14 protein-coding genes, 3 tRNA genes and 2 pseudogenes are annotated in these 19,973 nt (G+C 47.2%); 5 read left to right on the plus strand and 14 right to left on the minus strand.

The features are described from left to right. The 3 genes and pseudogenes from EC843_RS04185 to EC843_RS04195 all read right to left on the minus strand — a co-directional run. Positions 1 to 1,287, minus strand: coding sequence for an outer membrane beta-barrel protein (locus tag EC843_RS04185; protein WP_064545716.1), 1,287 nt, complete (start codon positions 1,285 to 1,287; stop codon positions 1 to 3). Further along, positions 1,277 to 2,692: an undecaprenyl-phosphate glucose phosphotransferase gene (locus EC843_RS04190; RefSeq protein ID WP_133521685.1), complete on the minus strand. Its 1,416-nt coding sequence runs from the start codon at positions 2,690 to 2,692 to the stop codon at positions 1,277 to 1,279. Before EC843_RS04190 ends, EC843_RS04185 begins: the two co-directional genes overlap by 11 nt. A gap of 342 nt (positions 2,693 to 3,034) precedes the next feature. Next, positions 3,035 to 3,592: pseudogene (locus EC843_RS04195) on the minus strand (UPF0149 family protein); the annotation flags it as partial. 474 nt (positions 3,593 to 4,066) lie between these two features. Here EC843_RS04195 and EC843_RS04200 point away from each other — a divergent pair. Continuing rightward, positions 4,067 to 6,445 carry a DUF3772 domain-containing protein gene (locus EC843_RS04200; RefSeq protein WP_133521687.1) on the plus strand — a complete coding sequence of 793 codons (2,379 nt, stop codon included), beginning with the start codon at positions 4,067 to 4,069 and terminating at the stop codon, positions 6,443 to 6,445. Positions 6,446 to 6,791: 346 nt separating this feature from the next. Here the strand turns inward: EC843_RS04200 and wzz(fepE) are convergent, their stop codons facing one another. Further along, a complete protein-coding gene (gene wzz(fepE), locus EC843_RS04210) occupies positions 6,792 to 7,907 on the minus strand; it encodes an LPS O-antigen length regulator Wzz(fepE) (RefSeq protein ID WP_133521688.1) in 1,116 nt (371 codons plus the stop codon). Positions 7,908 to 9,445: 1,538 nt separating this feature from the next. Here wzz(fepE) and EC843_RS04215 point away from each other — a divergent pair. Next, on the plus strand, positions 9,446 to 9,688 hold the full coding sequence (locus EC843_RS04215; protein WP_166642032.1) for a hypothetical protein: 243 nt from the start codon (positions 9,446 to 9,448) through the stop codon (positions 9,686 to 9,688). A 369-nt stretch (positions 9,689 to 10,057) separates the two neighbouring features. On the opposite strand, the pseudogene EC843_RS24745 reads toward EC843_RS04215, so the two are convergent. Then, a pseudogene (locus EC843_RS24745) lies at positions 10,058 to 10,240 on the minus strand (hypothetical protein); the annotation flags it as partial. A 21-nt stretch (positions 10,241 to 10,261) separates the two neighbouring features. Between EC843_RS24745 and EC843_RS04225 the strand changes: the two are divergent. Further along, positions 10,262 to 10,489, plus strand: coding sequence for a hypothetical protein (locus tag EC843_RS04225; protein WP_347813633.1), 228 nt, complete (start codon positions 10,262 to 10,264; stop codon positions 10,487 to 10,489). Between the two features lie 119 nt (positions 10,490 to 10,608). Here the strand turns inward: EC843_RS04225 and EC843_RS04230 are convergent. The 4 genes from EC843_RS04230 to EC843_RS04245 form a co-directional block, all read right to left on the minus strand. Then, positions 10,609 to 10,695 (minus strand) — tRNA-Leu (locus tag EC843_RS04230). A gap of 12 nt (positions 10,696 to 10,707) precedes the next feature. Further along, positions 10,708 to 10,781 (minus strand) — tRNA-Cys (locus tag EC843_RS04235). Between the two features lie 49 nt (positions 10,782 to 10,830). Beyond that, a tRNA-Gly gene (locus EC843_RS04240) sits at positions 10,831 to 10,906 on the minus strand. Between the two features lie 221 nt (positions 10,907 to 11,127). Beyond that, complete coding sequence (locus tag EC843_RS04245) at positions 11,128 to 12,051, minus strand: LysR family transcriptional regulator (protein WP_208111304.1); 924 nt, start codon at positions 12,049 to 12,051, stop codon at positions 11,128 to 11,130. Positions 12,052 to 12,165: 114 nt separating this feature from the next. On the opposite strand from EC843_RS04245, the gene EC843_RS04250 reads away from it, so the two are divergent. Further along, positions 12,166 to 13,305, plus strand: coding sequence for a M20 family metallopeptidase (locus EC843_RS04250; RefSeq protein ID WP_133521690.1), 1,140 nt, complete (start codon positions 12,166 to 12,168; stop codon positions 13,303 to 13,305). 5 nt (positions 13,306 to 13,310) lie between these two features. Beyond that, the gene (locus tag EC843_RS04255; protein WP_133521691.1) at positions 13,311 to 14,708 is read left to right on the plus strand and encodes a Na+/H+ antiporter NhaC family protein; all 1,398 of its coding nucleotides are present in this window, start codon (positions 13,311 to 13,313) and stop codon (positions 14,706 to 14,708) included. A gap of 61 nt (positions 14,709 to 14,769) precedes the next feature. On the opposite strand, the gene cbl is transcribed toward EC843_RS04255, so the two are convergent. From cbl to EC843_RS04280, 5 genes are all read right to left on the minus strand, one after another. After that, entirely contained in the window at positions 14,770 to 15,717 is a 948-nt protein-coding gene (gene cbl, locus EC843_RS04260) for an HTH-type transcriptional regulator Cbl (protein WP_133521692.1), read from the minus strand. A gap of 105 nt (positions 15,718 to 15,822) precedes the next feature. Further along, entirely contained in the window at positions 15,823 to 16,740 is a 918-nt protein-coding gene (gene nac / locus EC843_RS04265) for a nitrogen assimilation transcriptional regulator NAC (protein WP_121813802.1), read from the minus strand. 220 nt (positions 16,741 to 16,960) lie between these two features. Then, on the minus strand, positions 16,961 to 17,464 hold the full coding sequence (locus EC843_RS04270; protein ID WP_133521693.1) for a protein disulfide oxidoreductase: 504 nt from the start codon (positions 17,462 to 17,464) through the stop codon (positions 16,961 to 16,963). Then, positions 17,454 to 18,065 carry a DsbA family protein gene (locus EC843_RS04275; RefSeq protein WP_064545619.1) on the minus strand — a complete coding sequence of 204 codons (612 nt, stop codon included), beginning with the start codon at positions 18,063 to 18,065 and terminating at the stop codon, positions 17,454 to 17,456. Before EC843_RS04275 ends, EC843_RS04270 begins: the two co-directional genes overlap by 11 nt. Beyond that, positions 18,062 to 19,948 (minus strand): protein-disulfide reductase DsbD domain-containing protein, encoded by a 1,887-nt coding sequence (locus tag EC843_RS04280; RefSeq protein ID WP_133521694.1) that lies wholly within the window; start codon positions 19,946 to 19,948, stop codon positions 18,062 to 18,064. Before EC843_RS04280 ends, EC843_RS04275 begins: the two co-directional genes overlap by 4 nt. Positions 19,949 to 19,973: the final 25 nt, after the last annotated feature.

A 19,973-nucleotide genomic window follows, 5' to 3' on the forward strand; every position in this document is an offset into this window, starting at 1 on the left:
TTAAATCTGCACCTTAGCTGTAAACATAATCAGCGAATTGTCGTAGCCCAATGTTCTCAGGACTTCACGGTCGTCGTCAGCACCGATATAGAACGAATCGGTCTCTTTATTCGAACGCAAGGTATCTATTTGATATTTCAGTTCAAAATTAACCGAAGGTCTGAAGTCGTAACTCATAGAAAATGTGAATACGCCATCTCTGTCCGTTCTATCCTTATCTTGTTTCTTATAATCTTCCGTGGTGTAGGAGTAATCTAACAAGGTAGAGAAACGATCGTTGAGCCAAAAATGTTGATAAGAAATACCGTATTGCGAAACCAGAATGTAGCCCCCAACTTCTGAAGGGTCTTTAATGCGTTGCGAGGTATGCGCCGTAAAAATAGCCTGTTTGAGTGGTTTCCACTCGCCCTGAATATCCCAGTTTAGTCCATTAAAATCCTGCGAGTCAGGGTTGTTCTGAAACGTTTTATACAACCAGGCTACGTTCATATCGATGTTGGTTTTTCCCGTCACCTGGGACTTTATTCCGTACATCAAATAATATTCGTTACTGTCTTTTTCATTAGCATTATCATAATGCCGTTGGTTAGTAATAAAGCTATAACGGAAACGAGTTTCCCGTGAGTACTGGTCGAAAATTTCGGCTACCAGACTATTTTCATACCATTCTTGCTCTTGAATATAATTGTAAAAGTCGTCGTCGGTATTCTGTGCATCCTGGGTATTACCAAAACGAAGCTTTTTATACAGCAGGGCGACTTCGGCTTTTCCACGCCCTTCAGGTGCTCCGTAGCTGTAACGTAGTTCGCTATTGAGCAAGTTGGTGGTCAGCGGCGATTCGATGCCAAACTCTTGAAATTGCTCAGGTACAAAACCTTCGGTGATACCACGCCCACGGTCTTCATGGCCAATTGAGTCTTCAACATTGAACATTAACCCGTGCTTTAATCCATAACGCCACACGCCGTTAAAACGGAAGAAGTGGTCATTGTAGTTATCCGCAGAGTCATTATTATAATTGCGATAATCACCTGAATATATTACCAGGTATTTATCCTGGTATCTTTCGCCCGCCATGCTTAATACCGGAGTAACGCTCAAGAAGTTTGAGCCAATAGCATCGCTATCATGTGGCTGATAAGTCACATTATCGTCATAACCATAATTCACACCCGCTGTGCCTTGAAAATCAATACCTGCAAAGCCGATATGAGATTTCGGGGTTAAGTCCGCCAGGGCCGGGTGCGTTAAAACTATTCCGGCAACGAGAATATATTTAATATGCATTTTTCCCGATAAATCCTTTGAAAATAGTTTTTATAATAATTTTGATATCTAGCCACAACGACCAGCTTTGGATGTATTCAATATCGTACTGTACGCGCTTTTCCATTTTATAAAGTGCATCAATTTCGCCACGATAGCCGTTAATTTGCGCCAATCCTGTGATCCCAGGTTTAACTTTGTGGCGAATCATGTAGTTTTCCACTTGCTTGCGATATTGCTCGTTATGCGTGACGGCATGCGGCCTTGGGCCAACAATCGACATGCTGCCTTGTAGCACATTAAAAAATTGCGGTAGTTCATCAAGCGATGTGCGACGTAAAAAGGCGCCGAAGCGGGTAACCCGCGGATCGTCTTTGGTCGCTTGAACGACAGTGTCTGAGTTTTCCATAACGCGCATAGTCCGGAATTTCCAGACCTTTATTCTTTGCCCACTCAAGCCGTAACGGTCTTGTTTGAAAAATACCGGCCCACGTGAAGTCAGCTTTATCCCGATACCAATCACCAATAACAGAGAAGAAATCAATACCATGATAATACTCCCCAGTACCAAATCTTCGGCACGTTTGACAAAGGAACCAAAACCTTCAAACGGTGAACTCAGGATGCTGATGGTTTGTAAATTATGGACTGAGCGCAGCTCCGACATGTGAGAACTGTAAGAATTGAAGTCTGGCACGATGTAAGTGTCGACTGTCGTGTCGGACATCACCGCCAGGAAATGGCGAATCCTTTCCAACGCAACTAACGGTAAAGCGATATAGATTTCATCGATCCTACCCGCTTTTGCCTCTTCAACCAAACCACTGACTGAACCTTTAAAAGGGCTATTAATTCGGTCAATCAACTCACTAAATCGTGAAGCATCACGTTCATCGTAAAACGCCATATCTAACTTCACATTTGAATATTCTTTGAGCAATGCAGTTTCTGCGGCCAGCCCGTTAGATGTCACCCCAACAATAGCTACGCGAATGTTCTTTTTCGTTGATTTCTTGAGAATAAATAAATGGATTAAATAAAGTAAAAAAAGAGGAATCGCATACCAAAATAGAGTTACAGGAACAAACTTATTTTCCAGCGCGTTTAAATAACCCACTGATTGCAAACCACCAGATAAAAACCTAATAACTTCAACAAAAACAACAGTAAAGAAGGAACATAAGATCAAACGCAACTGGCCACGCACACTCCAGTTTTTAGGTCGATGTAGATAAAGCTCGGTATATTCACCAAATAGTAAAAATGCGGTAGAGAAGAGAATGCTGAACATTAATACAGTGCTAGTTGATTCCATCGATAATAGCAAGGCGCTCAATATTAAAATCGAGTTAATACAAATGAAATCAACTAACTTAATAAATACTGGATACCCTCCATGGGTAAATTTCAGCGAATTTCTCAGCATTGTTAGACTCGCGCTTAGTCGAATTATGATTATTGATATAGTCCTTTCCCGCGTTGATTATACCATAAGTGTAAAGAATACGATGTAAGATTGTTATGAATTGTAAAAGATAACTTCATTCAACTAAGGTGGCAACATTTAGCTGATGAAGGGCGTTACGGGTAGTCAGGTATTTGTTTTGTATAGATAAGTTAGATCAGTTTTTTAGGCTGCTATTTAACTTAGGTTCGTTGGGAGGAATGGTTTAGCGGAAATTAAAGCAAACAAAGTATTCGCTTAGTGAATACTTTGTTTGTGAAATAAATATTTTAAAAAGTGTGATTAATGAACGGTTTCTGTCGCAGACTGTGCTTGCCAATAACGATGTAATTCCAGTGCTGCTGGCCCAATAGCTGCCTGACTAGTTTCATATTCTTCTTCGGTCATCTGTTCCAGCTTAGCGATATTGGCTTCTTCACCATGTAAGGCTATCGCCTCCAGCGCGCCTTGCAGTGTTTCTGGCAAAGCTGTAATGCCACTTAGCGCGACACCGCGCATGTAGCCAAAACACCACTCTTCAACGATGGTGTAATCATTTCCGTCCACTTCTCGATAACCAAACAGTGGCTCGAACTGGTCAGGTGCATGGCACAGACGTTCTGCAATATCATTCATATGCTGAGAAGCAAGCTCGTTAAAGCGCTGCTGTTCTTGTGCGTTTTCCCAATGCGGAAGTTGCTTTTCACCGCCCCACACTGCTGCTTGCCAGTCGGCAAGCGTAATCATCTTCGGTGCAGAAAGAATCGCGGTTAACATCCCATCCAGTTCAGAGACATCCAGTACGGAATCATCACTCCCGTATTTGGTGAGAGTGTCATCCAGCCATTCCAGTTCTTCTTCGTTTAGCGGCCCATGATTCATACTGTGTTCTCCAAAAAGTGATTGATTTTTAATTCGAATTTAGCAGGCAGACTTTTATGCTCTGTTCGGCCTGTGAATTGCAGCGACTTTAACCTAAAAATGAAGTTTTTATCAGGAAGGATATGATGAATATGTAAATTGCATAAAGAACAACCGTTTAGCCTCCATTACTGGCAACCTGATTAACCTTTATCGCTCCGTAATTCGCACAGAAAATTTCACGACTAATATCACACTAATAAATAAAGTAATTATCAGCATCAACAAGGTTTTTTCCGCTTTGATGAGGCAATAATAGTGATCCATATCTCGAATTTATGTAAAATCCAGATAGTAACTTACCGTTAATGTGACACAGATTCATTATTCAACTATTGAATCAAGCACTTGTCGCATGCCTCTTCTGACGAATAAGTTTCCTTAGCTGTTTATCCCCTGACATCAATGTTTTCGCATTCCTGAGCGCCGCTTTCTATGCAAAAAAGATTACGAATATCCCTGTTACTGGTATGTTTTTCATATCTGTTGTTCGCCCAATCTACGAGTTGGGCGAATGAAAGCGTCGAACCGTCCATCGAGCAAGCATCGGTTAAGGTTGATTCCAGCAGCATATTACCAAAGCTACAACAACGGCTGGACTTGCTTAAACAGCAGGTTTCTACCGCAAAAACCGATAAACAGTTCACCAGTTTGAATAATGATGCCCAGTTACTCGCCAATGATACCGAGCAACTGATGGCAACGCTGGAACCACAACTGGCGCAAGTCGTGGCGCAACTTGAGGTATTAGGCCCCGCTCCCACGAACGGCACGTTAACAGAAACCACCCAGGTGGTGAGCCAACGTAAAAGCTTAAACAGCAGCAAGGCATTGCTCACCACACAAATTGAGCAGGCCAAAGTCATCGCCATTGGTGCGCAAAATCTATCAGCGCAAATTGATGAAATGCGACGCGGTGCACTAAAAACCCAGATAGCACTGAACACAGGAACACTGTTAGGTGAAGCATTCTGGACGCCACTGCTCAACCCAAGCGATCAGGATGTCGCACGGTTCAACAAATTCTCGTCACAACTGCGTGATGCCTGGCAGCAAGCGTGGGACAAAGAGTGGCAGATAGGTTCTGCTGTCTATTTGCTACTGGCACTAACGATAGGTTTATTCGGCCGCAGAGTGCTGGATAAACCTATCAACTGGATCTTGTTGCATGTACTGCCACAGGGCCGTTTTCGCCGTAGTTTCCTGGCCTCAGTCACCGTCCTCGAGTGCCTGTTAACGCTGGGGATCTGCGTTCAACTGCTGTGCCATATTTTTACTCGTTTGCCCGTAACCTCGCTTTGGGTGCATGAGTTTGCCGGACAGTTGGTAGGGTTAACCTATTTTTCATCGTTGGTTGCCGCTTTAGGGATCTCGTTACTCTCTCACCGCCAACCTTCCTGGCGTTTACCTGGTATTGCTGATCCCGTCGTAAAAATCCTGGCTCCGTTTCCAGCCATACTGGCAATCTCTATCTTTATCTTCGGCACATTCGAGCAACTGAATGCCCTGGTGGGGGCAAGCATCGAGTTGACGCTGTTGGGTAATGGCCTGCTGGCCTTGCTGGTCGGGATAATCGGCGTGGTCGCCCCGCTGCGGGTCAACCGCATACGCCGTATGATGCGTGATGAGGGTGAAGAATCTGAAGTACGATCAACCATTGCCGGGCTTATTCATCTGGCAATAAGCCTCACGTCAATGGTGATTCTACTTAGCTTGTTAATTGGCTATATCCCACTAGCACGTTTTATTAGCTTTGAATTGTTATGGATAGGACTGGTTCTGAGTTGCTGGTATCTGCTGGCCAACTTTGTGGTGGATCTTTGTGACATCGTATTTTCGCCGACCACCTATTGCGGGAAAATGCTCAAAAGCTCATTGAGCGTCAACGACCGACATCTGTCACTTGCCGACACACTGTTCACCGGTTTAGGTAAAACCCTGCTGTTGCTGCTGGCCACGGTTGCACTGATAAATGGCACTTTCGGTAGTACCACACCTCTTGAGTTACTCAACAACGTTGCAGAGATATGGGGTGGAAAAGGACTCGAAGGCTCAAATATTATCCCTTCCCGGGTGATGAATGCCTTGCTGTGCCTTGTCGTCGGCTTATATGTATTACGCTCTACGCGTCGCTGGCTGGATAAAGATTTCCTGCCAAAAACCAAGCTTGACCGCGGGATGCGTGCCTCGTTGGTGACACTGTTTGCCAACATTGGCTATGTGTTAATCATCATGCTGACCTTCTCTATGCTTGGCATCGAGTGGAACAAACTGGCATGGATAGTCAGTGCCTTATCGGTCGGTATCGGTTTCGGTCTGCAAGAGATTGTGAAGAACTTCATCTCCGGTCTGATTCTGTTGACTGAGCGCCCGGTGAAAGTGGGTGATTTGATCAGCATCAGTGGGGTTGAAGGAGATATTCGCCGTATTAACGTTCGCGCCACCGAGATCCAGCTCAGTGATAAATCCACGGTGATTGTGCCAAACTCGCAGCTTATCTCGCAAAATGTGCGTAATGCCACAATGGGTAATGCACAGGGTGTGGCGACTATCACCCTCACCTTCCCGCTGAATATCGATCCAGAACAGGTTCGTACCTTATTGCTGGATGCTTATCGTCAGCATGAATCGATTCTTGAAGCCCCTGCACCATCAGTGAGTTTTAAGGAGTTGGGGCCGAATGGCATTGTGCTGAGCGTGACCGGTTATGTCATCAGTCCGCGTATTGTCGGCTCAACGCGCAGTGACCTTCTATACGAAATACTTAAAATGCTGCGTAACGCGGGTGTCGACCTGAGCCAGTCACAAAAATGATCTTCGGTTAGTCACATAAAGAATCTAATCAAGCCGGTCAAGGACGACCAGCTAAAGGCAGGACTCGAAGCAAATCGCATGTGGAAGGTTTACCGGGTGCCAAAGACATCATACTTGCCAAACTGACAAAGCGTATGCATCGGATATTCCCTACTTTTGACTACTTATCCAGAATAAAGGCGAACCTCCTAACTACCAATGACACAACGTAATAGGTTGAAGAAGGAATATGGCGGGAACACCGACGCTAAGTAGCCAGAAACTGGATATCGTCTGAATGAGACGAAGCTACAAACAACAATGGCTCCCTCTGGGAGCCATTAATTCATAAAACGTAAAAAAGGTCTTAGATCAGCTGTTCCTTTTCCATGCGGTTCCCCATCACATGACGCACCAATACCATACCCGAAGCAACCAATAAGCCCAGAAGCGCTGCAAGAACAATAATTAAGGATTTACCCGGGCCATCTTTTTTCACCGGCAAAGAAGGTTGCATCTGATAAGTGTACGGCGTGAAATTAACATCACCGAGATGAATCGCTTTAAGCTGAGTTAACAAATGCTCACTGTTCTGCAGTTGTGCATTCAGTTCAGCGACATCGTTAATGGATTTCTCAATCTTGAGCTTTTCAGTTAAACCATCAGCACCCAGTGCAACAGAATAATCAGGATCGTCTTTGACCGACTGACCATTGCTGTAGACCGGTTTTTTGATCCCTGCAGCGTTGGCTACTTGTAGAGAGTAAACAAGGCGTTGCACCTTGATATGATGCTGATTTTCAAGATACGCGCGTTCTAATGCCAGCTTACTTTTCTCTGTCGAAATTTTTAGATCGATAGAGTTTTTCAGATCTTCCATCACTTTTTTCTTCACTTTGGCGACAATAAATTGAATATAGTTTTCCAGCAGCTGCTGAGCGTCATTGGCATCAGGGGCTGTGAAGCTCAGGGTCCAGGAAGAATAAGGTGCGCTATCTGTATTTTTCGGATCACTGTTGTTCTGGGACTTAAAATTCCCCGACACAATGGTAATCGCCCGGTTCAGCTCACTCTTATTAACTTCTTTATTGTCCAACAGCGCCTTAACATAAGGCGATTGAGCAAGAAATTCTCCACGCAACTCTTGAGAATCAAACATTTTCAAAAACGTATTATAGATGCTGTCCACTTCAACTTTCACGTCTACGCCCAGCGCTGCCATATTTATCACCGAGTGAGTCAGTTCAATTACCTGCTTTTTTTCAGATTTGGTAACAATGGCTTGGCTGGTCCATTTTTGCGGGATCAGGAAACTGGCAGCCAGGCCAGCCAGGGCAAAGAGAAACATGATGACAACTATCTGCTTTCTGGCTGCAAACAAGGTTGCCAATATCTCCAGTAGGTCAATCTCCTCACGATGAGGGGGGCACTGATAAGGGAAAACATTTTCTGACTGGTTGGCTTTTACTTCGATAGACGACATGGTTTTACCGTTAATTCCTTTTTAAAAAATCAGTTGCGTAGATATATAAGATTCTCGCATGGTCAATTAGCATTTTAAATTCAACAGATTAGAACAATAGATCATTGGAGCCATTTGTTGTCTCGTTGAAACATAAATAAAATGTACAGCACACAATATGTAAGCGGTGCAATTCGCTTAAAAATTAAATGCTTTTAGTGTAGTGGCTTATGAAGACATGATTAACATCGAGGTGTGTTAATCAGCAGGTCAGCAGGTCAGCAGGTCAGCAGGTCAGCAGGTCAGCAGGTCAGCAGGTCAGCAGGTCGCAGGTGTCATGGCACATCCCTGTATTACTCAAGGTATTTAAATCGAAATTTTTAGCGCGTTTTTGTTTTACCATAAATTATTTTTATTACAGAGTGTGTAAGCTTCATCAGTAGAAAGTGTTGAAAGTTCAAAATTTTCATTAAATACTCTCAAGTGTGGCGATAATGTGATTACTTCTATTCAAGTGACTGGCCAGACGTAGCGGTGCCGTTTAAAGTATTAGCAAAACATTTGTAGGGCAACCCTAACTAATACCTCTGGAACTTGTTATTAACATATTCAAAAAACAATTCCATAAAAAACACATTTTAAAATAAATGTTTTCCACGATGAATTTTTCAAGAACACCATTCACAATTCGCACCTTCACTTTATAAGTGTGTAAAAAATAAATAACTTAATGCATAGCAGGCATACAAAACATCAGCACAGGGATGCCGCCGCATAAAATCCCAGCTTAAATATCTTACTGGTATTATGTGGCTATTGAGAATATTAAAGTGAGAGTGTGTTTATACCACAACTTAACTTTACAACCCGCAACAACAGGTAACGAGATGTATCAAGAAAATAAAATATTAAAATTTTTTGGTTTAAAAATAAAACAAAACCATTTAGTACAGCTTGCCATGGCTATATATATCACCACCGCGACCCTCATTATTTACCTGCTTATGAATGGATATTTTTTTAACCATATCCCTCATTAATTTAACAAATTCGATTACCTATTAGCTCAACACAAATTACTGAGGTGCATAATTTCATGCTCTGCACTCTATTCACCACCTGCATTATAATATGATGAAGACTGCTAAGGAGGTCAGCACATCATCATCGAAATATGTCAGACCGCATCCGTTGCGATCTAATATTCCGACTCTACATCAAGAAGTAATGTATTTAAAAATAGACACATTACTGCATTTACAACACATCTTCCTTTTCCATTCTGCTTCAAACTTCGCGTATCATTCGTCGGGATACGGACATTGAAGGTATGTATGTTTACGAAAACTAAAACAGAACACTTAATGCCTGTCCGCTCACAAAGGTTTCTCTTTACACGATGATGAATGGCAAAAATACCATTTGCCTTTGATGGCTCTCAGGTTACTGAAAAAAGAATGTTAAAATAAATGATTATACCCAATGCCCGTTTTCTGCGGCAAACTTATGAAAAAAACATGTGTAACGTGACTCAGCAATCCGAAGTGGAAAAAAAGATGATGGCAAGTAAACTTGTCAGAGGGTTAAGGGACCCGAAGCTACATAAGCTGGGTTCTCTGTCTTGTTTTTTCTCCAGGGAACAATACCCAGTCACCGCAAATGGTGGTGCTCAGCGTTATCTTAACGAACTCATTCACTCATTCGTTTCAGCAGGCTACATTGTCACTATCGACAGCGCAGAGAATGGTTTTTCGATTACCCTTGACTGGACGACCGCCTCCACACCGGTAGATTTCCCATAGATACACAATTGAAAGCAATGAACTCTGTACCGATGACTGAACTCGCTCAGGTATCGGTATCCGGGCGCTGTCCGGTGTGCGACTTCATTTTACCCCACGGAAAAGATAAAACCCCGCCGAAGCGAGGATTCATGTGTGTATGGCGGTATTAACAACTTCCCACGCACTAGCGTGCTACACGACAACTTCGGATAAAATCAACCTTTTTAAGGTGAAAAGGCAAAACATTGTGCACATCTCTCAATTTTTAATTATTGCCTCAAAGGCTTTTTCGGCCTGCCCTTCCGCAAGATAGCACTCCTTCACCAGCACATCATAGAAAGGCTTCCCATCTACGAACGGCACTGACAGCGAATTTATGCCGAGCTAGGTATAAGTCATGTAATCGATCTCACCTTCACAAATCACAACCGAACGAGCTTTAGCGTCAAGTGCCTGCCAGCCGAAAAGGCATGGCTCGCAGTCAGCTTCTGCCATAATCAATTTATTGCCGTTTGGCCGTGCAATGCCAATGCGCTTTACCTGGAGCAACTCACCGTTACGGATGTACGGCGGGTAACGGCTGCAATCAGCATGGCAAAAGAGCTACCGCTTAATTCAGGAATGAGCCGCCTCTACATCATCCACCAGCCAGCGGGCAATAAATACACCAGGGATGGATTTAATAGCCGGTGGCGAAAAGCGAAAGAAGACATTTCGGTTCTGAAAGAGAATCTTTACGAGAAACAGGCAATCTCTGGTCATAAAAATGTGGAGCAGACAGCTCGCTATGACAAAAAATTGCGATCGTTCCGGTGGTGAGAGGACAACAGAATATTATGAAGTGAAATTATGAAAAGTGGTTTTTAGAAAGTAAAAAACCACCCGAAGGTGGTTTCCACGACACTGCTTTATCATTGATTTTATAGCTTTTATTCCCATGGTGCCCGGGGCGGGACTTGAACCCGCACAGCGCGAACGCCGAGGGATTTTAAATCCCTTGTGTCTACCGATTTCACCACCCGGGCTCGGGAAGAAAGTGGAGGCGCGTTCCGGAGTCGAACCGGACTAGACGGATTTGCAATCCGCTACATAACCGCTTTGCTAACGCGCCAAAACTTTTTACCTTTGCAGGCTGTAACAGAATTTCTGCTACATAAATTTGGAGCGGGAAACGAGACTCGAACTCGCGACCCCGACCTTGGCAAGGTCGTGCTCTACCAACTGAGCTATTCCCGCAAAATCATTTTAATTAAGCTTAAAGCTAATCATTTGATTTTACTATCTTCTGGCAAGCTGTGCTGCCGTTCGATGCGTTGCATTCTACTTACCTGACGCGGTGAGTCAACGAAATTTTCAGTTACCGCGCTCCGTTTGCTGAATTTTGCACCGCACCGATCACGCTTCACGCAATTACCGCCCCAAAGCGGCTAAAAATTAGCTCATCAAAGAGGAAAGGATCAAATATCTCCTTTTTCCTCCGCGTTGAAATAGCGGCACAACAGTTGCCAGAAATAATGAGCGGCAGGCGTTAAACGATGATCTCCGTTACGCAATAGGTGACATTGGCTCTCGCGCGCTAAACGGTGGTTGATAGGAACAGCCACCAGTTCACCACGCGCCAATGGCTCTTTAATCGACTGTGCGGTCATAAACGCGATACCGAGTCCCGCCTGGCTCAAGGCAATGGCACTGGAAAATAAATTGCAGCAGTATGAGGGCGTATAAATCACCCCTTCACTTTTAAAGATGGCATTCATGTAGCGTTGCAGGCCAAAGTTTTCATTCATCGCGATTAGTCGATGTTGGCCCAGTTCGGCAATTCCAACACTGGGCAAACTCGCAACAGGATGTTCCGGCGGGACAATGGCACAAATCGGGCCACGGTTAAAACTATGGCATGTTAATCCGTGAGCCCCCGTTGGCCCAAAGCTGACTGACATATCCACTTCACCCTTGGTAATCAGCATCACCGTCGTTTGCATATCACCTGACATCAAATTCACAAAGACACTGGGATAGGCCGCGGAAAACTCCTTCACAACATACTTAACCACATCTTCAACCATTCCCTGCCCGACACGGATATTAATTGATCCACCGCGCATATGGCGTAGATCCTGAAGCTGGCGTTCTAATTGTTCCCGCCGCAGGCAAGTCCTTGCATATTCATCTGCCAGCAGCAGCCCTGCCTCCGTCAGTACAACGTTACGCCCGCGCCGTTCGAGCAGCGGCAGTTGCAGGCTCCGTTCAAGAAATGAAAGCTGTCGGCTCACAACTGACGGATTAATGCCCAAGACATCTGCTGCGCGGCGAATGCCACCATGCTCACCAACCAAATACAAATAGCTTATGGGCTTTTCAGGATACGTGGACAACATCATATTTTTCGCCTGTCTGTTGCTCTCAGGTCAACAATATTAGCATTTGCAGTACATTTTTTTAACACCCCTTCCTGCGCATACTGTCCATGATCCTGAAGACAGAAAGGGCACAACATGAAAAATATAAAAGATTATTTGCAGCAACATTTCTCTGAAATTGTTGCTGATATCAAGCTACTGGTGCAGGCCGAGTCCCCTTCCACTAACAAAAATGCGGTAGATCATTGCGGTGAAGTACTACAGCATATTTTCCAGAAACGTCTGGGGATACCGGCAGAAGTGGATGCGCAGCAACACTTTGGCAATAACCTCAAATTCACTTTCGGTGATGACGAGCCACAAACCACCATTCTGGGGCATTTTGATACCGTATGGGATACAGGTGTTCTGGAAATGCGTGAAGATAACGGCAAGCTTCATGGCCCAGGCATATTAGATATGAAAGCCGGTTTGGTGCAGGCCATCTGGGCAGTACGCGCCCTCGCAGCATTGGATCTATTAGTCGGCCAGCGCGTCGTTTTCTTATGTAACAGTGACGAGGAATTGGGCAGCCCTGGCTCAAAAAACTGGCTATCACATCATGCACAAGGCTCGTCTCAGGTTCTGGTGATGGAACCCGCTATAGCAGGCAGCGGCGCGTTAAAAATCGCCCGCAAAGGGACAGGTCGTTATGACGTTTCTATAACGGGGTTAGCCGCTCATGCGGGTAATAACCCGGAAGAAGGTATTAGCGCGGTGCAGGAAATGGCACAGCAAATTCTGTTCCTGCACAGTTTAAATGCTCCTGAACTCGGCACGACAGTCAATGTCGGCATAGCGCATGGCGGGAGCCGCGCGAACGTAGTGGCGGAGCATGCTGAGCTGAGTGTTGATACCCGGGTCACTTGCGAGCAAGAAGCGGTACGTATTCACAATGCTATTAGCCAACTCACGCCATATACCGCGGCGGTTTCATTAACCGTCTCGGGGGGCCAGAACCGCCCGCCAATGCGGCAAACTCCAGCATCCACTGCTCTTCTTGAAAGAGCACAGCGAGTGGCACACGCACTGGAATTTTCTGTTGAAGGGAAAGCTGTTGGCGGTGGCAGTGACGGTAATTTTACCGCTGCTATGGGTTTGCCTACCCTGGACGGCCTTGGAGCCTCAGGCGCAGGAATTCACGCCCGGCACGAACATATTCTTATTGCTGACATTGTCCCCCGTGCGGCCCTGGTCGCCGGAATGATCCTCGGTAACGTGACTATTGAAGGGTAAATACGATGCTTCAATTAAATATTAATAACGACAATGCTGCCATTTCGCCGCCCAAAAACGGGCAAAGTCCCTATTTGCTGCTGTTTATTATTCTGGTGCTGGCAGCACTGGCAACGTGGCTAATTCCCGCCGGAGAATTTGACTTCATCACCCGCGACGGGATTAAGTTTGCCGTGAAAGACAGCCTGCATGCCGTCCCACAATCTGGAATCTACCCGCTTGAGATATTTACAGCGATTGTCAGCGGTATGGTCAAATCCGCGCCAATTATCTTCTTAATACTGTTTACTGGCGGCGTGCTGGCCGTGGTGGAATCAACCGGAGCTATCGCCGCAGTTCTTAATCATCTGTCACGCAGCACTCACCTAAGCGATACGCGTATTATCCTGATCTTCGGCGTGATTTTTGCTTTATTGGGTACCACAGGAGTGGTAGTCAACGCCGTCGTAGCCTTTGTTCCCATTGGTCTGTTGGTTGCACGCTCAATAGGCTTGCCGCCAATTCTGGGTGCCTCGCTGGTGTATTTAACCTGCGCATCCGGATTTAACGTCGCTATTTTAAATCCTGCCACCACTGGGCTAACTCAGCATTTGGCTCAACTCCCACTGTTTTCCGGAATGCTATTACGCGGCCTGACTTGCCTGCTGTTTGTATCCACTGCCGTGGGGTATTTAATCTGGCATGTTCGCCGCGAGCGGCTTCAGGGCCGTGGTCGCCCTCAACTGGACACATCGGCAGAAAGCAGAATGGTGATATCTGGCCGCCACAAACTGATTCTGACAACCACGGCGCTGGCATTACTGATTTTCATCGGCGGAACAATTAAGTTTCACTGGGGAACGGATGAAATGTCCGCCATGTTTGTTTTGTTGGCGGTAGTGGTTGGGTTGCAGGGGAAGATGTCTGGCTCCGAAATCGCCAATACCTTTCTGGCGGGTTGCTCCACTCTGGTTAAAGGGGCTTTTATCGTCGGGATGGCGACGGCAATTTCAATCGTATTGCAACAAGGCAATATTCTTGATCCTATCGTGGGCTACTTGTCGAATTTACTGACCCCCTTCCCTCCCACAGCCGCAGCCATCGGGATGTTCATCAGCGCTGGATTGATTCACTTTGGCATTTCGTCTGGCTCCGGGGAATCTGCCCTGCTGATTCCTATTTTCTCGCCGTTAGGCGATAGCCTGGGTCTAACCCGTCAGGTAATCGTGCAAACCGCACTGTTAGGTGAAGGAATCGTCAACTCCATTAGTCCAACTTCTGGCGTGCTGATGGCCGTGTTGGCTACTGCCAACGTTTCCTTTGGAAAATGGCTGCGATTTATTGCCCCGCTCATTGCCCTATGGTTTGTGATTTGTATTGTCATGTTGCTCATTGGTGTCGCAATTAAATGGGGACCGTTTTAATTCGCTTCTATTCCCCACCTGCTCAGGCTTCTGAGCAGGTTTTTTTATTTTCTGACACACCTCAAATTTGATAATCCAGTACGGTTTCTTCCGGCTCCAGAGCTAATCGCTTAATATCCGCAACGGAGAGTTCCGGATTACATAATTCGATAAAGCGCCAGACGTAATTACGCTGGAGCTGTCCACGTTTGAGCCCAAGCCAAACCGTGTTGGCTTCGAACAGATGACGCGTATCCAGCCTGACTAACTCCCCGCCTTCATCGCCGCTAGCCTGAAACGCGACCAGGCCAATCCCCAACCCTAATTCCACATAGGTTTTCACTACGTCAGAATCTTGCGCACTCAGGACGATATCCGGCGTTAATCCACGTCGGGAAAACGCTTCATCAATACGCGCACGCCCTGTTATGCCTTGTCGATAGGTAATAATCGGCCAACGGCTGATATCGTCGAGCGTAAGCGGATTAGCGTGAATCAGGGGGTGACCGTGTGGCACCAGCAACGTGTGGTACCAGCGGAACCACGGGTATGCGACGACTAAAGGATCGGTACTCAGACGTTCGCTGGCGATACCAATATCCGCCGTACCGTTGTGCAGCAGGGTTTCTATTTCTTGCGGTGTGCCCTGTATTAATTCAAGACGGACTTCAGGAAATAACGTGCGGAAAGATTTAATCACGCTCGGCAAGCTGTAGCGAGCCTGTGTATGGGTGGTCGCAATGGTCAGAACACCACTGGCATCATTAGTAAAAACATCTGCCAGGCGCCGAACATTGCTGGCTTCATTAAGAATGCGTTCAGCTATCACCAGTAAAGCTTTGCCTGGCTCCGTCATGCCTAACAGCCGTTTGCCACGGCGAATGAAAATCTCGATACCGAGTTCTTCTTCCAGTTCACGGATATGACGGCTGACACCAGATTGCGAGGTGAAAAGCATGTTGGCGACTTCGGTCAGGTTGTAGTCCCGCCGAGCCGCCTCGCGAATAATTTTCAGTTGCTGGAAATTCACATTGCCCCCGGGGCATCACCGTTCTTTACACTATTGTTAAAGTGGCAACCCCGAGATAACAAATAATAAAAACCAGCAACTTATTCGATTTAGCAATAAGCCAGATTAACCCACCAATAACAGCTCGCGATTTTCCTGAACCGGACGAACGACTAAAGACATCAAAATGTCTTTTACCGCCTGCGCTTGCGGCGACAAAGCAGTGCGCGCCGACAAGTTAACCGAGAGCGGTAAATTCAGCGATGGACTGGTAATTCGCGCCATCCAGCCATTAGCTGAACTCACCAGCGAGCGCGCCGCAGATTCTGGCAACACCGTCACGCCCATGCCGCTGGCAATCGCCGCCGTGAGTGTAGAGATAGAATCAATTTCGCCAGTAATTTTCGCCGTTAATCGGCGCAGTGAGAAAGCTTCATCTACGCGTTTACGCACAGCGCTGTAGTCACGCGGCAGGAATAGGTTCATTTCGGCCACCGCAGCGAGATCAACTGTCTGACCTGGACAGTCGCGGGTGCCGACCAGAAACAACTCCTCTTTAAGTAACGGTTGGCTAATGATGCCCGCCGTCGGAGAACGGTCATACAAGACCGCCATGTCAAGCTGGCCGCTTAACAGCTTGTCATTCAGGACAGAACCACTGTTCTCATGCAGATAGACCAGCACGTCGGGTAATTCCGCACGTACTGCCTGTAATAAAGGCATGGTGATTGAAGATGCTGCGGTACCTGGTGCCAGGCCAATTGAAACCTGGCCGCCCAAAGTTTGGCCCACATTACAAACGGCTAATTGCGCCTGCTCGCACTGACGCAGGATCGTCCGCGCATGGGTATAAAGGATTTTTCCTGCTTCTGTTGGCGTTACGCCGCGTTTGGTGCGAATTAACAGCTGCTGATCCATTTCACCTTCAAGGGTAGCGACTTGTTGGCTCAGGGCTGGCTGCGCTATATGCAGCACCTCTGCGGCCTGAGTCAGGCTACCAATATCGACGATTTTTACGAAGTACTTCAGTCGTCTTAAATTCATTTTGCCTCCTACACGGAATGCCAACGCCAGTCTCGGCAGTGATGTCCCCTTAGGAATTGCAATATACTTGCCACTTTTTACAAACATCCGACCAGATGCGTTAACCAGCTGGATAATAAGAGAAAATTATTAAAACGGCGGGATTTGAAATTGAAACAGTGGTTCGCTTATGCCCCATAAGAGGTACAGGCGCACCATAAAAGTGCGCCTGTTCACAATTTTATAAAGCGGCCCATTCCAGCCGCGCTTTCATTCCCCAATAGCTGGTCCAGCCGGTGGTTGAAGAAACCACTTCACCTTTATAAAGCACAACCAGCGTAGGCGTGACGCCAACCTGCCAGTTGCGCGACAACTCACCCGAGGCATCATTAACCACCGGAAGCTGGACTTTCTTTTGCTCCAGCCAACGCAACACGGCTTGTGGCTCGCCAGAACGCAGCGCAATCGTCATTACGTTTTCCCCCTCTTCCACCAGCCGTGATACCGATGGCGTGGTGTAACGGCAGACGCCACACCAACTCGCCCAAAAATAGAGTAACAACGGGCGTTCTTCACTCAGGGTATTTAGGGTCAACGTTTGCCCATCCAGCGTCTGTAGCGGCGTGCTGTCAAAAGTGGTCGGCATTTTTGGTGCGCGCCACCAGTCCATCAGCACTACGATGGTGATAAGAACCAACACCATCACCAACGCTTCCCGCCCCCACCGTCGCAGCTTACCGATCATTAGCCTGCTCCAGTTTCTGTTGGACCAGTTCATCAAGGGATTCCCACGGTACGGCACCCGCCAGTAACGTATCACCAACCAGTGTCGCAGGTGTTCCTTGTACCCCAACAACCCGTGCCAGTTGTAGATTGAGGTTCAGTGTTTCCCTGCTCAATTCATCCGGCTCGACTCGTGTGGTGCCACTTTTGGTTGCCGCAGCGTCGATGGTGGCCGCCGTATGGTTACCCTTTTTCGACATCAAACTTTGATGCAGCGGCAGAAACTGCTGCGGATGCTCACGCCAGGTTGTCAGCGCCACGCGTGAGGCAAGCGAGGAAGATTCACCACGAAAAGGCAGCAACTTAAACACCACCGCTACATCAGGATATTTCTGCACCACTTTTTCCAGCATCGGGTCGAACTGTTTGCAGTAAGGGCAGTTGTAATCAGTAAAAGAGATAATCGTCAGTTTTGCAGTGGTAGCACCTATCCGCGGGCTGGATGGATCGTGGTACAACGCCTGGTAAATCATCTCCTGCAGCTGTTCTTCGTCGGTTGAAGTCGCGGCGAAGGCGCCAAAGATGGGGGCAAGTAACAGCACAAGTGTCATCAGCAGTTTCATGATTTATTTCCTTTCGCATCAGTTAGCGCATTCAGTACCGCATCGCGCGATAAAAGTGTCGGTAGCGGTTTCCCGGCGGGATAGTTCGGCCCATAGATTTGATTGAAAGGCACACCAGCCTGCCCGCGTTGCTTGAGAAACTCAGTGATTTCTTTTGAAGGGAGTGTCCAGTCACCACGCAGTGCAACCACGTCAGGCTCCTGCAATGCAGCCTGCACATCAGCACGGGAAATGACATTTAACTTGTTAATTTTACAGGTGATACACCAGTCGGCGGTGACATCAATAAACACTCGCTTGTTTTGTGCGAGCGCATCCTGAATCGCCTGTTCGCTTAACGGCTGCCAGGTAATATTTTCTTCTGCCGGGACCGTTGTTAAAGCGCTAAAATGCACCGGCAACAGGCTCGCCAGCCATAGTGCCGAACCCAGCATCATCACCGCCAGGATGCGACGCAGCCATAGCATCCAACGCCCCGGTTTTGGCAGAAGTAACGCCAGCGATGGGCGCATGGCGATCAATAACCACGGCAAGCCCATCCCCACGCCTAAGGCGAAGAATATTCCCCACAGCGCGGGCAACGCGGCTCCCAACGCAACAGCGACAGCGGTTCCGAGGAACGGTGCGCTGCAAGGTGTCGCCAAAAGTGTTGCCAGTGCGCCCTGCCAGAAATGCCCACTTAAGCCATTTCCACCCTGAGTTGCGAGTTTGGTTGTCACTTTCGATGACAGTCGAATTTCAAACAATCCAAACAGGTTGGCGCTGAACACCAGCATCACCAACACCATAAAGCTGATAAACCAGACATTCTGGAACTGGATGCCCCAACCCACCGCCTGATTGGTCAAGCGCAGGATGGTCATTAACAGCGCCAGTGCCATAAAGGAGAGCAGGATCCCGGCAAAAGAGGCGAGGAATTGCTGGCGTATTTTGCGCCGATGTTGTTTTTCCACCATCAACACCGAGCCGAGTTTCATACCCAGAACCGGCAAAACACACGGCATCAGGTTGAGGATAAAACCGCCCAACACGGCAAAGAGCAACACCTGCCAAAGCGTGAAGTCCTCCCCCACATCGGGCACAACCGGCGCATCTTTTATCGTGATACTACTTTGCTGCGCGACACCGTTATCAGCGATAACCACTGATAAATCGCGGCCACGCAAGTCCGGCCCCGCCCCCTCCCAACCATCACTAACCGGTATCGTCGCCCACAGCGTTTCACCTGCTATCTGATATTTTGGTTTCCCAAAACTGGCATCTTCCGGCATATCCAGATACAGCTCTGGTTTCTGCCAGCCCGCTGCGCGAGTGGCTTGTACCACTAACTCCGCATGGTGATATCCGGCAGTTAGTTTATCAGTCAGGCCGCCAGCAAGCGGCACTTTGCCCATGGCTTGCGCATAGTCATGGGCAAAATTCGCATCGCTTTGAGCAGGTGTGATTTCAAACGGGAAATCGGTCAGCAGACAAACATCTTTGCACGTTGATAGCGTCAGCACTCCGGCGATTTTAGACGGCGCGTCACCTGCCAGTTTTATCGGGATACTGACCTGATGCTGGTAGCCTTGAGTGGTGATCCCAGCCACATCAAAGCGCTGTGGTACGGGCCAGAACCAAAGGGCTGATTTTACCGGCTTATTCCAGTTGATGATCGGTGCAACGCCACCATCACCAGGCGAACGCCAGTAAGTTTTCCAGCCATCCTCAAGTTTTACATCCAGCAAAACCTGCGTCTCGCCTTGCGGTGAAGTGTCAGCGCGCAGACGCACGCTGGCATGATTATTGTCAGCTGACTGTAGCCAGCCGGATTGCGCAGCCCAACTGGCTGGCAACCATAGCAGCAATAGGCAGAGCAACGCCTGCCTGAAAATACTCAACATATTGTTTCTCCATAAATGAATAATC

Origin of the sequence: Buttiauxella sp. JUb87, assembly GCF_004361975.1 — a bacterium.
Taxonomy (GTDB): Bacteria; Pseudomonadota; Gammaproteobacteria; order Enterobacterales; family Enterobacteriaceae; genus Buttiauxella; species Buttiauxella ferragutiae.

What these genes read in the sequence shown, in the direction of transcription:
- EC843_RS04185 (WP_064545716.1), bottom strand. Translation starts at nt 1,287, where the DNA reads ATGCATATTAAATATATTCTCGTTGCCGGAATAGTTTTAACGCACCCG.
- EC843_RS04190 (WP_133521685.1), bottom strand. Translation starts at nt 2,692, where the DNA reads ATGCTGAGAAATTCGCTGAAATTTACCCATGGAGGGTATCCAGTATTT.
- EC843_RS04200 (WP_133521687.1), top strand. Translation starts at nt 4,067, where the DNA reads ATGCAAAAAAGATTACGAATATCCCTGTTACTGGTATGTTTTTCATAT.
- EC843_RS04215 (WP_166642032.1), top strand. Translation starts at nt 9,446, where the DNA reads ATGGCAAGTAAACTTGTCAGAGGGTTAAGGGACCCGAAGCTACATAAG.
- EC843_RS04225 (WP_347813633.1), top strand. Translation starts at nt 10,262, where the DNA reads ATGGCAAAAGAGCTACCGCTTAATTCAGGAATGAGCCGCCTCTACATC.
- EC843_RS04245 (WP_208111304.1), bottom strand. Translation starts at nt 12,051, where the DNA reads ATGATGTTGTCCACGTATCCTGAAAAGCCCATAAGCTATTTGTATTTG.
- EC843_RS04250 (WP_133521690.1), top strand. Translation starts at nt 12,166, where the DNA reads ATGAAAAATATAAAAGATTATTTGCAGCAACATTTCTCTGAAATTGTT.
- EC843_RS04255 (WP_133521691.1), top strand. Translation starts at nt 13,311, where the DNA reads ATGCTTCAATTAAATATTAATAACGACAATGCTGCCATTTCGCCGCCC.
- nac (WP_121813802.1), bottom strand. Translation starts at nt 16,740, where the DNA reads ATGAATTTAAGACGACTGAAGTACTTCGTAAAAATCGTCGATATTGGT.
- EC843_RS04270 (WP_133521693.1), bottom strand. Translation starts at nt 17,464, where the DNA reads ATGATCGGTAAGCTGCGACGGTGGGGGCGGGAAGCGTTGGTGATGGTG.
- EC843_RS04275 (WP_064545619.1), bottom strand. Translation starts at nt 18,065, where the DNA reads ATGAAACTGCTGATGACACTTGTGCTGTTACTTGCCCCCATCTTTGGC.
- EC843_RS04280 (WP_133521694.1), bottom strand. Translation starts at nt 19,948, where the DNA reads ATGTTGAGTATTTTCAGGCAGGCGTTGCTCTGCCTATTGCTGCTATGG.